13 protein-coding genes and 1 pseudogene are annotated in these 12406 nt (G+C 54.0%); 6 read left to right on the plus strand and 8 right to left on the minus strand.

The annotated features are described in order from the left end of the window. Nucleotides 1–125 (minus strand): annotated as a pseudogene (locus A6F49_RS17510) (Cd(II)/Pb(II)-sensing metalloregulatory transcriptional regulator CmtR); the annotation flags it as partial. A 257-nt stretch (nucleotides 126–382) separates the two neighbouring features. Between A6F49_RS17510 and A6F49_RS14880 the strand changes: the two are divergent. Together A6F49_RS14880 and A6F49_RS14885 are read left to right on the plus strand one after the other, a co-directional pair. Continuing rightward, nucleotides 383–973, plus strand: a complete 591-nt coding sequence (locus A6F49_RS14880) for a recombinase family protein (protein ID WP_043055357.1) — start codon at nucleotides 383–385, stop codon at nucleotides 971–973. A 267-nt stretch (nucleotides 974–1240) separates the two neighbouring features. Further along, nucleotides 1241–1609 (plus strand): hypothetical protein, encoded by a 369-nt coding sequence (locus tag A6F49_RS14885; protein WP_043055356.1) that lies wholly within the window; start codon nucleotides 1241–1243, stop codon nucleotides 1607–1609. 145 nt (nucleotides 1610–1754) lie between these two features. Here A6F49_RS14885 and A6F49_RS14890 read toward each other — a convergent pair whose 3' ends face one another. The 6 genes from A6F49_RS14890 to A6F49_RS14915 form a co-directional block, all read right to left on the minus strand. Next, entirely contained in the window at nucleotides 1755–2087 is a 333-nt protein-coding gene (locus A6F49_RS14890) for a DMT family transporter (RefSeq protein ID WP_043055355.1), read from the minus strand. Continuing rightward, the gene (locus A6F49_RS14895; RefSeq protein ID WP_456072993.1) at nucleotides 2084–2497 is read right to left on the minus strand and encodes a DMT family transporter; all 414 of its coding nucleotides are present in this window, start codon (nucleotides 2495–2497) and stop codon (nucleotides 2084–2086) included. Before A6F49_RS14895 ends, A6F49_RS14890 begins: the two co-directional genes overlap by 4 nt. Further along, the gene (locus A6F49_RS14900) at nucleotides 2494–3003 is read right to left on the minus strand and encodes a TetR/AcrR family transcriptional regulator (protein ID WP_052499916.1); all 510 of its coding nucleotides are present in this window, start codon (nucleotides 3001–3003) and stop codon (nucleotides 2494–2496) included. Before A6F49_RS14900 ends, A6F49_RS14895 begins: the two co-directional genes overlap by 4 nt. 433 nt (nucleotides 3004–3436) lie before the next feature. Further along, nucleotides 3437–4060, minus strand: coding sequence for an MDR/zinc-dependent alcohol dehydrogenase-like family protein (locus A6F49_RS14905; protein WP_043056602.1), 624 nt, complete (start codon nucleotides 4058–4060; stop codon nucleotides 3437–3439). A gap of 280 nt (nucleotides 4061–4340) precedes the next feature. Beyond that, entirely contained in the window at nucleotides 4341–4556 is a 216-nt protein-coding gene (locus tag A6F49_RS14910; RefSeq protein ID WP_043055352.1) for a helix-turn-helix domain-containing protein, read from the minus strand. Then, complete coding sequence (locus A6F49_RS14915; RefSeq protein ID WP_043055351.1) at nucleotides 4556–5035, minus strand: DUF2975 domain-containing protein; 480 nt, start codon at nucleotides 5033–5035, stop codon at nucleotides 4556–4558. The genes A6F49_RS14910 and A6F49_RS14915 overlap by 1 nt, the downstream gene beginning before the upstream one ends. Nucleotides 5036–6014: 979 nt before the next feature. Here A6F49_RS14915 and A6F49_RS14920 point away from each other — a divergent pair. The 4 genes from A6F49_RS14920 to A6F49_RS14935 all read left to right on the plus strand — a co-directional run bounded on the left by A6F49_RS14920 (nucleotide 6015) and on the right by A6F49_RS14935 (nucleotide 11547). After that, entirely contained in the window at nucleotides 6015–8867 is a 2853-nt protein-coding gene (locus tag A6F49_RS14920; RefSeq protein WP_043055350.1) for a SpaA isopeptide-forming pilin-related protein, read from the plus strand. A gap of 45 nt (nucleotides 8868–8912) precedes the next feature. Then, nucleotides 8913–10343 (plus strand): SpaH/EbpB family LPXTG-anchored major pilin, encoded by a 1431-nt coding sequence (locus A6F49_RS14925; RefSeq protein WP_043055349.1) that lies wholly within the window; start codon nucleotides 8913–8915, stop codon nucleotides 10341–10343. Nucleotides 10344–10477: 134 nt separating this feature from the next. Then, nucleotides 10478–10660 carry a hypothetical protein gene (locus tag A6F49_RS14930; protein WP_043055348.1) on the plus strand — a complete coding sequence of 61 codons (183 nt, stop codon included), beginning with the start codon at nucleotides 10478–10480 and terminating at the stop codon, nucleotides 10658–10660. After that, on the plus strand, nucleotides 10657–11547 hold the full coding sequence (locus A6F49_RS14935; protein ID WP_043055347.1) for a class C sortase: 891 nt from the start codon (nucleotides 10657–10659) through the stop codon (nucleotides 11545–11547). Before A6F49_RS14930 ends, A6F49_RS14935 begins: the two co-directional genes overlap by 4 nt. Before the next feature lie 15 nt (nucleotides 11548–11562). On the opposite strand, the gene A6F49_RS14940 is transcribed toward A6F49_RS14935, so the two are convergent. Beyond that, nucleotides 11563–12246 (minus strand): TetR/AcrR family transcriptional regulator, encoded by a 684-nt coding sequence (locus tag A6F49_RS14940; protein WP_043055346.1) that lies wholly within the window; start codon nucleotides 12244–12246, stop codon nucleotides 11563–11565. Nucleotides 12247–12406: the final 160 nt, after the last annotated feature.

Consider the following 12406-nt stretch of genomic DNA (forward strand, 5'->3'; position numbering starts at 1 on the left):
CGGGCAAGCACTGCCGGATATTCAGGCCCCTCCAACAGCGTCAACAGAATTCGGGACCGTGTCGGATCGGCCATGGCTCGACCCAACCGGTGCATCACATCTAAACGAGCAGCATTAATCAGCATAGACTGAACTATACAGCGGATACTGAACTAGCACTCTCCGAATTTCCCAATGTTGCATTATCGGTCGCAGCTGGGCGATGGGGACGAGCGGTGCCGGGCATCAGGTGTAGCGTCTTGCAACGGATGGCTTGCGAGACGTCTCATCCAAACTTTGAGGCTCACACAATTTCAAGCATTTGGGTGTCTTGCAGCCCTGTCCTGCAACCCGAGTCTAGAATGGTGTCAACAGCGTGGGTTGTAAGACAGTGTGAGGTGGCATGAATAAACTTATTGGGTATGCGCGGGTGTCGACTCGTGGCCAGCAGGCTGACCGTCAAATCGAGGACTTAGTGGCCGCCGGTGTTCGCCGCGATGATCTCTATGTCGACCATGGGGTCTCGGGGGCTCGAACCTCCCGTCCGGGGTTCGATCAAGCCCTCGCAGCCCTGGAATCCGGTGACACGTTGGTGATTGCGACGTTGGACCGGTTGGGCCGGTCCGCCCAGAGCATGCTCACCTTCGCCCAACAGCTGCGGGATCGGGGTGCGGGGTTGCGGGTGCTCAATCTGGGTGGCGGTGACGTGGACACCTCCACTCCAATGGGGTCGATGGTGTTCACCGTGATGGCCGCGTTGGCGCAGATGGAATTGGACATCAAGCGCGAACGGATCACCGATTCCGTAGCTAAACGCCGGGCCGCTGGCAAAGATCTGGGCGGCCGACGCCGAGCCTTCACCGACAGCCAGATCCGTAGCGCGATGAAACTGATCGAATCCGGGGAGCCAGCCACCCAGGTCGCCCGGGACTTTGGCATGTCCCGAGCCACCCTCTACCGGCGCATTCAACAACTCCCTGCCGACGACAGCTGAGCACCCTCACCCACGACGTGGTCGAAGCCGCCCGAATAACCCTAATGGTGGGCTGACCTGAAGCCGCCAAACCAAGCTGCAAAAAGCCGCCAAACGAAGTTAACAGTCACACAGCATACTCTCGTCGGACCGCAAGGTGTGTAAAAGGGTATACCTGATTTGACACGTGGGCCAGTAAGAATCTCGCTTAAACTGTTTTCGTAGTCGTCTAGGCCACGTCTGGTTACGCTACCTGAAGGGCATACGCTGTTCTGTTAGGGTGACGGCATGAACTACCTCCACCGGCTGATGGTTTCGCATCATGATCACTTGGCGGACTGGCTCAGCGAGGGTAAGCCAGGCAGTTTCCAAGCCTTTCTCGATGCGCATGACCCCGACTTTTCTCTCGTGACAGTCCACGGCGAGCTCTTAGATTTGGCTGCACTTCGCTCGGGGCTCAGCCGCGGGGGCGGTTCTCGCCCTGGGCTGCGGATCAGAATCAGCGACATGACCCATTTGATTCCGGGCGTCTGCCAGTTTCTGGAACAGCATGAAGTGGACAATCGGGTAGTCGATACGAGGGTTGTTACTGCTGTGGTGCGCGATGGGCGCGTGCTGGGTTTGCAGGAGACGGCCAGGCCAGTCGCAGAGGACTGAGAAATAGCACGCCTGGCGCTGTTTGTGCGGCGTCAGCTGACCCGAGGACGGTGGGCGAAGACGCGGTGCAGCGCCAGCCGACGGCGCGGGGAGCTGAGCCGGCTTCGACCCTGCAGGGCTGTAGATCCCGGGAGGGTGTTCAGGCTTAGTGAACTCCGCCGACCTCGATCAACAGGACACCGCCGACGATCAAGATGATGCCGATGCTCATGACCCAAGTCAGGGGTTCTTTGAAGAAGATTCGACTCAAGACCGCGGTAATGGCCACACCGGCTGCGGACCAGATGCCGTAGGCCACGCCAAGGGGGACCCCTTGAGCAAGGGTGACAGACAGCATGCTGAATGCGACAACGTAGCCGGCGACGACGCCGATCCACCAGCGTTTCCGGCCACTGCTACTGGCCATGCGCAGGGACATCGTACCGGCAAGCTCACCGGCAATCGCGATCATGAGGCTGACAAGGGCGAGGGTATTCATCGAGTCACCACCACGTCGTTGTGAGCGGGTTTCTGAGCCATGTGTGAACCGAATTCAATGAGCAACACTCCCGCGATGATGACGGCCATGCCGATGCCCATAAGCAGCGTAATCGGTTCACCAAAGATGACCCGTGACATCGCCGCCGTCAGTGCCACGCCGCACGCTCCCCAGATGCCGTACCCAACGCCGAGATTCATGCCGTTGCGCAGGGACTTGAATAAGCAAGCGAACGAGCCAATAAAGCCAGCGACGACGACCGCATAGAAGAAGGGGTTGTCTAGCGCTGCTTTTAGCGCAAGTGATCCGGTGACTTCAAGGACGATCGCGGCTGCAAGAAAGAGCCACATCTTCACAGGCTCGTGCTGTACATGTTGAGTGTCAGGTTCGTGCAATTCTTGTTGGGTCACAGATTCGTTCCTTTCTGGAGAAGTTCGGAGGCGAGGGCAACAGTGGCAGAGCGGATCTCCTCGTCCATGTCGAGTAAGCCCAGGCAACGGTTGATCCACGCCCCGTCTGCGATGAGACGAACTGCGGTGAGGTGGGGTTCGTCCAAATGGCCAAACCAGGTGTTCATGCGGTCGGCCCACCGCTCTGAGAGCTTGTGTCGGAGTTTGGGGTCGGCGAGCAGAACGAGATCGGAGGTGTCCATATCGCCTAGGAGTGTGTGCTCGACATACGCCAGCAACCGGTCCTCGGCACTGGCATCTGCCCCGGCACGCGCTAGGATTTCTGCCTCCCACAAGTCGAGTTGATGCTCGAGCACCGCCAGCGTGAGAACCTCCTTGGTCGCAAAATGATGCACGACCCCCGGCTTGGTCATTCCGGCCTCACGCGCAACAGCATCAATGGTCAGTGTCTCACCCGCACGCAGCACAGCGAGTGGCGCGTCGAGAAGCATTGGTTTTGTAGTCACCCGATTAACCTACCATACGTATGGTAAGGAGTGCTAAGTGGTCAGCAATGGTCTTTTCGGGGATGCTCGCGAGCTGGACCTGTTGCCGTTGATGTTTGCGGCACCGGTCCAGCAATGGCTCTCTGTCACGTGGATCGCTGTCCTACCATGCGCTACTTGGAGGAGAGTGGCCTCTTGGAAGGTGTATAGTGCCTCGATTTCGGTGCCCGCCTGGTTCGCGATGCGAGTTGCCTCGGTCCCTAGTGCAGCGGGTCATGAAGATCAAAGAAATCGACGCCGTCACCAACGCCGTCACGAAGCATCGAATGACCCCCCAGTTAGCGGAGGAGATCACAGGTTCGCGTGGGTGCCGGAAGCGGCGAGGACTGCCTACGCAGGTATACCTGGTTAGACAGCAGAAAGTCTATGCAGTTTTGCCTAAGTCCCTATCCGGTCAGGTATCTGAGTTAGGAACCAGACCGAAACTATAGGCGCGAACTGGCGAAGCCCAGACCTGAGCCATGACAAAATATTTCCCTCCAACAAGCTTCGTGACGTGAGAATTTAAAGTAGTCACCAGCTTATTTACAACGGTTCTTGCGAATTGATGATTTCTTTTTATATCGTGCTTCGGTAACCACGGATTTTGCATATGGAGCATAGAGCTAAGCTTTCCCCAGATTTTCAGCCAATCAGCGTCAGTTAGTGCATCTTCGACGGGATTAAAACTAGCTACTGCTCCTGTTTTAGATTCAGGCGCCGTTTCCTTCACTGCTTCTGGCCAATAGGATGGGTTCAAGGATTTTAAAGCCTTTTGCACGTCCTCGAATCGCTTCAATCGAAATGCTTTCTCAGCATCTTCGAAAGAAGCACGGTTCGCTATCAATGAGGCACAGGCAGTTTCTTCAATAGCTATTCGCAACTGAAGGACGGCATAAAGCAAGTCGCGTTCATCAGAAGGCTTTTTATAAAGCAGCCCCCTAGCTTCCTCAATCCGTAATTTTATGCGTTCCATGTGCGCTTCGTATAGCCGAACATCGTCTACAGTCGGGGCACCGTTCTCAGGCGTTTTATCCATACTGTCTATGGTGCCTCAAGTACAGAAAATCGCATGATGGCATACGCGCTTTTACACGCGCATCTATCCGCCTTAGTCAGCTCCGGCACTCTAAGTGGTGCATTAAGGTAGCAACAGGTAAGTGACGGTCAGACCGCCACATGAAGCTGCGAAAAGCCGCCAAACGAAGTTGCGAGTCACAGCCAAGTAGGGAGCTAAGGCTGTTGTTTCGGGCGGGCATCGTTTATCGCGTGCAGCTGTCTCCGCCGTCGAAGCGAAGGCGTCTGAGTGGGGTGGCCGCTCAGTGATCTTCGTCGGGCACCCACTCCAGAAGATCACCCGGCTGACAGTCCAAAACTTCGCACATGGCTGCAAGTGTGCTGAATCGCACCGCTTTGGCGCGCCCGTTTTTCAGCACGGAAACGTTGGCTGGCGTAATGCCAACCCGTTCAGCGAACTCGTTTACCGACATCTTCTGTTTGGCGAGCTGGACATCGATCCGAACCACGATACTCATTAGATCACCGTGGCTAGCTCGGTACGCAAGCTTGTTGCTTGGAGGAGCAGGCTGCGCATGACGACCATGAGCAACGCCAGGCCAATGCCGCCCAGGACGCCGGAAAGCAGCACTAGCATCCATCCGGGAGGGCCACCCACGGTAAAGGACTGATAAACGATGGTGGCCAGGCAGACCAGGGCTCCGGCGAGAAACGCTCCGATAATGCCATCAACCCAGCGCAATGCTCGTCGGGAAAAGACCTCGTCACGCAGGGTGAAGCTGATCAGACGCAACGTGCAGATGATCCCAACCTCGACGCACCCAAGACCCAAAATGGCCAACACCAGTATCGGCCACCGCATATACGCCTCGGCGGGGTAGTCCTGAGCCATGACACCCGAGAGCCAGGGTAGGCCGATGACTTGCAAAATGATGGTGGCTGCAAGGGCTCCGATGAGCAAAATACGGAGCACGGCCACGACGGTACGATTTATCATATATCGATTCTCGATATAAACACATCAAAAGTCAATCGGCAGAAGCGCCACTTCTGAAGAAATTTAATTCATAGATCCCACGGCCAGTTTGGAATAGCCTTCTTGCTGTTTTTGCAGAAGAGCACTCCATTTTCGACCGACCAATAAACTGGGTCACCTCGACATTGACCGTGCAATACCCCTGGCTCTGATAGGCGCGCTGCTAGGGACGTAGATCCGTTATTGCGTCACGTAGTGCCACCATAGAGGTGCGCAGATGACTTCTGATATTCGTGCAGACAGCTTCTGAAAATGACAGTAGCCCAGCGCATATCCCATGGCACCAATGTAGCAGTACTCGTGACCCCATGAAAGATCCGCAACATAGATTCTGGCACTGACTTTTGCAACACTGCTCATGATTTTAAAACGTGATGTTCATTGATTCATGACTGACAATACGAAAGTTCGAGAACGTTGTAGCAAAAACGAACGTTTCTGAAACCTCGTTCAATGGCGTATCCATTTTAGTTGTCCGGTGAGGAGTGTGTAGCTAAGTGTAGAGCGCAACATGCTTGACATTCGGTGGCTTTCTAACGCATCCCGTGTCGGTTTTTGGGTGGAGCAGTCCGCTGCCGTAGCAGCGGACTGATGCGTGCTACCGTGCCGGGAGGGGGTGGCGGTCGATATTTTTCTCGTGTTGGTAGGAGCCGAAGTTGGCTGCTTTTATGACGGTGCGTACCATTCTGTGTGGTCCAGGACTGTCAGTTCGTGGCGGCCACTAATGTCATACAACAGTGTTGTACCTTGTCAGGTTTGGCTTCATGCTGTGGACACAAGCTGACTTCTGTTGAATCTGCCTCTATACTCACTTATTGAAACGATCGTCTAGGTCCTCACGTCGTCGAGTGTTTTTCCGGTGGGTTCTGCTGCGTCTATTTGGAAAATAGTTGCTGCTTGATCGGGTTTTCGTGTCGTGAAATTGTATAGAAAGAAGTTTATGAGCTCTGCCGTGTCTCGCCGCGGATTAGTTGCGCTGCTTGCCATTTTAATCTCGGCAATGTTAATTCTGCCTATTACTGGGGCAGTGGCAACGCAAACTACCCCACCGTCACCACGTGGCGTGGCGTCTACACCTGAGCAAGATCCTGCTAGTAGCCCTAGTGCTGGTGAGTCGCTGGGCTTAGAAGACTCGTCACAACTCCAGGACGTAGAGTCGTCTGCTGCGGCAAGCACGACGCTGACAGAAGTCCAGGAGGAGAAGCCCTCTTTATCTGTTGAAGCCAGCCAGGGTTCCTCGGCTGCGGTGGCAAGAGTTGAGCCGTTGGATAGTGCCCAGGCCGCTGCTGAGAGCGCGTTGGTTTGTGAACCCGGGTATGTGTACAGTAATCGGGGCGGTGGAGAGGTAGACCAGATTAACCTGAACGCTGCTCCAGGCAATCAGCGCACCCAGCTTGGCTCGGTAGGCGCCGGCAGCAGTTATAACGGACTGGGGGTCGGGGCGAATGGTTCGCCCTCGTATGCCTATCAGCGGTTACGCGGTTCACCCTATCCAACCCACACTCGGATTATTCGGTGGGATGGTCCTGGTTCTACGCCACAAAGAATTGCTGATTACCGACACTCTCCGGCTTTTTCCGGGTATATGGTTGCTGGCGCAGTTGATCTCGCGACGGGTGATTACTATTTCGGCGGTTATGAAACGCAGAATGGACAACACCGATTTCGGGTCTGGCGGTATGCCGCTGCCCGTAACACGGTGGAGTATGTCGGTTTCACTGACACCGGTATTTCCACAACCACCATTAGTGCCGCAAACGGCGATATTGCATTCAACGATCAAGGTGACCTGTTATTTCTCGTCAGTGGTAACTCCAAAGCTGCTATTGGCACGATTTCCGTCAATCAATTAGTCGGTGGAGGCAATATGCAGTCGTCGGTCACCGAGGTCGTATCGTTGACTAGCAGTACGTCAGCTAACGGGATAGCTTTTGATCCGGATGGTTCCATATATTTAGGCACGCAGACCAGCCTGTATAAATATAATCCCACCAACTGGAGCCTTCTTGCGACTTATGAGGGTGTGCTCAATAACAGCACCGACTTAGCCAGTTGTAATTCCCCGTCATCGTTGACGGTGACGAAAAATGTTGACGGGCGTAAGGATCCTGCTGATCAGTTCCAGTTGAGCGTGCTCGTTGATGGTGAAGTATTCGCGACGGCGACGACTCAGGGCGCTACTACTGGTCAGCAAGTTCAACAGATTGGTCCGGTTGCGGTGTTGTATAACGATACGTATACCGTGCGCGAGACTATGACACAGGATTCAGCTTCCCCGTTGTCTGAATACGACAGTAGTTATGTATGCACCAATGCGACGGGGACCCAGCTAGCAAGTGGTCAAGGTACCGAATTTGATCTCACCGTTTCTGAGGTTGGCCAGTCTATTTCGTGTGAATTCACGAACTCTGCGTTGGCGGATACCGAACTTACGTTGATCAAAGAGTTTGACACCAGCTATGGAGCACCAGAAAATCTTGCAGATTGGACGCTGACTGCTACACCAGATAGTGCCGATACCGTGCACTTTGAGTCTGGCGAAACACGCAACATTGATGCCGGTGACTACACGATTTCAGAATTGTTTGGCACAGAACAGCTCAGTGCCAAAGAGGCTGGCTATGAACTTTCCGATCTTACCTGTCAGACTGACGATGCAGCACCTTTCCGGCTGACCAATGGGAACCTGACGATCACAGAACGCACCGCAACTGAGTGTGTGCTTACGAATCAGGATCACCCGGGCAGTGTTGCGTGGCAGAAAACTGATACCGATGGTGATTATCTTGGCGGATCCGAATGGAAGCTGACCGGTCCAGCTGGGTTCGGCGATGACGGGTCGATCATCATCAAAGACAACGGCGAATACGATACTGAAGATCGAGACGGCTATCTCAAGGTCGAAAATCTGTGGTGGGGTGACTACGAGCTGGAAGAAATTATTGCTCCAGCTGGGTATGAACGAAGTGAGCAGACTGTTTCGTTTACTATTGATGGCTCCAATATTGATCATACTTTTGAAGTGCCCTTTGAAAATATTGCCATCCCAACGCTGACCTTATTCAAAGAATTCCAGACCAGTTATGGTGCACCTGAAAACCCATCTGAGTGGAATTTAAGTGCTACCCGTGCCGAGGATGAGGTGGTTTTTGAACACGGCCAAACTCGCGAAGTCGCTCCCGGTGAGTACACCATTGCCGAGACCTTTGGGCAAGAAGGGCTGGCCGCTGAAGCGGCCGGGTACGTACTGGAACAAATTGTCTGCACTGTCGATGATGGACAACCCCAAGAACTTGACGGGCCGCTGACTATTCAGCCAGATACTGCCACGGAATGTGTGCTGGTCAACGCTGATCTGCCGGGGGCTGTGGAATGGACCAAAACGAATGCTGATGGGACCCCGTTGGGGGATTCTGAATGGAAGCTTACCGGTCCAGCAGCCTTTGGTACCGATGGTGTGGTCGAGGTGGTGGATAACGGTGCATTAGATGTCGACGACACCGCGGGCACCATCCGGGTAGAGGGCCTGCACTGGGGCAGCTATGAGATGCAAGAGACTCAAGCGCCTGCTGGTTTCCAGTTGATCTCGGAACCTCAAGAATTTGAAATAACCGGCGCTGACCGAGAATTCGTGTTCGAAGGATCCTTTATCAATGACCCTCTGCAGCCAGGTGAACTGCCACTGACCGGCGCGATGAGTACCAGATGGTCCTTGATGGGTGCAGCCGCTCTGGCGATGCTTGTGCTATCAGGACTGGGATGGTCGCTGCGTCGCGATACCACAACGAATTGATCTCAACTCAACGGCTCATCACAACCCACCGAAAGGAAGTACACTATGGGTACTCAGAACATCTCTCTGAGTAAACGCATGCTTGCAAGTATTGGTGTCTTGACTATGACATTGCTGGCTCTGTTTGGCGTTGGCGCAGCAGCGCAGGCCGCACCGGCAGGTGAAGGCAATATCGATTTCAAAGCCACTGGTTCCATTACTGTCCACAAACACGCCCAACCGGAAACCGCAGGCGAACCCGCCACCGGCGCAGATCAAGGCGTGTTGCCAGATCCACTGGCCGGCGTGGAATTTCGTGTAGATAAAGTCACTAACATTGACCTTGCTGATCCATCCCAGTGGGATCAGCTGGAAAACCTGACACCGGCTGATGTGCAAGGCAACTTGGAAGCTGTCGCTGGGGCACAACAAACTAATGCTAACGGGACCACCACTTTTGGTGGTCTTGACGTCGGGGTCTACCTGGTTACCGAAGGCGAAGACCAGGGTGGCAACAACATCGTGCGCAAAGCCGAACCATTTTTAGTCGTGATTCCTACGGCTATTGATAATGAGTGGACCTACGATCTTCATGTCTACCCCAAGAACTCACTGACTCAGGTCAGTAAAGAACTTGATGAAACCTCGGATAGTGCTGCTGCCGGGGCTGGAGACATTATTACCTGGAATGTATCGGCAACCGCTCCACAGCTTGCACCCAATGATGTGTTCAACGAGCTTCGCTACCAGGATGTATTGGATGGTCGGCTGGTCTTTGAAAACATCTCAGAGGTGACCTACGGTGGCACATCCTGGACAGAAGGCAGCCAATATGCTGTGGCGCAGTCCGGACAGACCATCACCATGACACTGACTGCACAAGGGTTAGCCTCAGTAGAGGCCAACCAGGGTCAAGAGCTTGCTTATAAGGTCAATACCAGTGTTGCTGAGGGTGTCGATATCGGTGAGGGAGTCATTGAAAACGACATCACCCAATTCACTACGATCAATGATCAAGAATATGACTTCACTACAGCGCCTACCGAAACACACTGGGGCACCGTGCGTGTAGAGAAACAAGACGCTGATAATGCCAAAGGGCTCGGGGACGCTGAATTCCAGATCTTCCGGACTGCATCTGATGCACAAAACCAGGTCAATGCGATCACCATCAACGGTGAAACGACGTTTACAACTGGTGGCGATGGCACGTTGAATATCGGACCGCTCAACGCAGGTGCAGAAAACTCTCGCGACTACTACCTGGTCGAGACAAAAGCCCCAAGCGGTTACCAGCTGGATGATTCTCCTCGTCTAGTCACCGTGACTGCCGGGGCCAGCACCGAACTTTATGTAATTGATAACACCAAACAGCCAGACTTTGAACTGCCACTAACCGGTGCTGCTGGTACCTGGATGTTCGTTGCCGCTGGTGTCGGGTTGCTGCTGATTGGTAGCGGGCTCTACGTACGGAACCGTCGTAAGGCCACCGCCTAACCACAGCACACTTAGCATCATCACTAACCGGTAAGTCGCTGATCACACAACGTGCGGGATGGGTCTGTTTAGATCCATCCCGCACGTTGTGCTGTGTCTGATACGAAACCACAGCTACACCCCGAGGGGACCCTATGTATTATCTGTTGTGGATGCCCGGCATCTTGGGCTCACCTGAGCCAGAACCCACAATTATTGACCAAGCCCCCAATTATGGTGGGCCCTCAACTACCGTTTTCTATCTGGCTGGCGGCATCATCCTGTTCGGCGCCGTGGTTCTGTGGGGCATTTACCTGGTCAGGAACCGTGACCGATGACAGGACCCAGCCGGCGCACAACGCCTGTCAAAAACCAGCTGCAATTTCTTGGCGTCGCGTTCTTAGGTGTCGTCTTGTTGCTCTACCCGATGACTGCAAACTGGTTTTCGCAGCTCAACCAGGCGGCGTTGTTAGATAACTATCACGTGGAAATCGATGCCACGACGCTTCAACAGCGCCAAACCGTGTTGGATAATGCACGGCAATACAATCAAGACCTCAATGCTGGTATCGCCTTCGATCCATTTACCCAAGGCCTGGCAGGCACTGATACACAGTCTTATCAACACTATCTGAGCCAACTAGAAGGTGTCCCCACCGGTGTCATGGCCAGAGTAGTGATTCCCACGATCGACGTTGATATGCCGATATATCATGGGACCTCAGAAGAAACGCTCCTCAAAGGAGCCGGCCACCTGTATGGGACAGCACTACCAGTGGGTGGGAAGGGTACTCACTCTGTGATCACTGCCCACTCAGGCTTAGCGCAATCCCGGATGTTTACCGATCTACCAGAATTACAAAAAGGGGATACGTTTTTCATTGAGACCTACGGGGAACAGATCTCCTACAAAGTCAGTTCAATTCGAGAAGTCTTGCCCCACGAAACTGAGAGCCTGGTCTCAGAAGCTGACCGAGATCAGATGACGTTGGTGACCTGCACACCAATCGGCCTCAATACTCATCGGCTGTTAGTCACCGGTGACCGCATCGATACCATAGACCAACAACAAGAGTATCCTTTCGACTCCGACCTTCCCGGTTTCCCCTGGTGGGCCATCATTTTTGGAGCAACGCTCTTAGCCGCTGGTATCTACCTGTGGCGTGGTAACTCACGACCCCCAACCGACGCGAGCCAGACCAAGTACCCCTCCCGCCCTGCCTAGGGCTAGCAAGTCACACTATGCAAATCGTTGCAGCCAGGTATATTCCAGTGTCGGGACGTGGTGGGCGTATCGTGACACCACTTCGTGGGCGTACTCGTCCACCGTGGGGGCCCCAACCGCAGCCAGTGCGAAACGCACAAACCGCAAAGGCTTGGTGCCAGGGACACTAGAGCGTAGATGATGTCGGAACAACCCAGCCCCAAGAATCGTGACCAGAAACATCTCGGCCCCATCTAACACTGAGAGACCTGGATCCAGCTCACCGACGGACTGACACACCTGCAGGGCATCAACACTAATGGACAACCAGTCTCGAATCACCTCGTCTGCTTCAAGGGCCGGGGAAGCGCTATCGCCTAGTAACGTCATGCCTGCAGCCAGTTGTGCTTCAGTAGTTTGCCACGAGTCCATCACCAAGAAATACAGTAACAGTCGTCGCGCCCCACATTCTGGGTAGTGAGCTTTAGCATAAGCATCTGCCTGCGAGGTAGCACCGCGAAGCACCATGATGAAATACGTGGCAAAATCTGCCTTGGTGGGAAAATGATACGTCAAAGCTCCTTTAGTCTGGCCAAGCCTTTTAGCGATCTTAGCCAACGAGGTGCCCGCGTAGCCATGATCTAACAACTCTTGGGCAGCAGCCTCAGCAATAGCATTTTTCGTCCCCAAAGCCCACATATTGTGCCCTTCATCAATCATAGGTTCCACCATACCTAGATTGCACAAATCGCCAGTGCGCCGGTATGCTTGAGTGAGACAGGTTAGTAGGAGCCTTACTCATCGTGACAGAGCGAAAGAAATACACTGCAGAGTTCAAACAGCGGGCCGTGGATCTGGTCATAGATTCGGGTCGTCCGAT

Source organism: Enteractinococcus helveticum (genome assembly GCF_001657475.1).
Taxonomy (GTDB): Bacteria; Actinomycetota; Actinomycetes; order Actinomycetales; family Micrococcaceae; genus Yaniella; species Yaniella helvetica.

Excerpts from the sequence above, each read along its gene's own strand:
- A6F49_RS14880 (WP_043055357.1), top strand. The coding sequence starts at position 383 with ATGAATAAACTTATTGGGTATGCGCGGGTGTCGACTCGTGGCCAGCAG.
- A6F49_RS14885 (WP_043055356.1), top strand. The coding sequence starts at position 1,241 with ATGAACTACCTCCACCGGCTGATGGTTTCGCATCATGATCACTTGGCG.
- A6F49_RS14890 (WP_043055355.1), bottom strand. The coding sequence starts at position 2,087 with ATGAATACCCTCGCCCTTGTCAGCCTCATGATCGCGATTGCCGGTGAG.
- A6F49_RS14905 (WP_043056602.1), bottom strand. The coding sequence starts at position 4,060 with ATGGATAAAACGCCTGAGAACGGTGCCCCGACTGTAGACGATGTTCGG.
- A6F49_RS14910 (WP_043055352.1), bottom strand. The coding sequence starts at position 4,556 with ATGAGTATCGTGGTTCGGATCGATGTCCAGCTCGCCAAACAGAAGATG.
- A6F49_RS14915 (WP_043055351.1), bottom strand. The coding sequence starts at position 5,035 with ATGATAAATCGTACCGTCGTGGCCGTGCTCCGTATTTTGCTCATCGGA.
- A6F49_RS14920 (WP_043055350.1), top strand. The coding sequence starts at position 6,015 with ATGAGCTCTGCCGTGTCTCGCCGCGGATTAGTTGCGCTGCTTGCCATT.
- A6F49_RS14925 (WP_043055349.1), top strand. The coding sequence starts at position 8,913 with ATGGGTACTCAGAACATCTCTCTGAGTAAACGCATGCTTGCAAGTATT.
- A6F49_RS14930 (WP_043055348.1), top strand. The coding sequence starts at position 10,478 with ATGTATTATCTGTTGTGGATGCCCGGCATCTTGGGCTCACCTGAGCCA.
- A6F49_RS14935 (WP_043055347.1), top strand. The coding sequence starts at position 10,657 with ATGACAGGACCCAGCCGGCGCACAACGCCTGTCAAAAACCAGCTGCAA.
- A6F49_RS14940 (WP_043055346.1), bottom strand. The coding sequence starts at position 12,246 with ATGATTGATGAAGGGCACAATATGTGGGCTTTGGGGACGAAAAATGCT.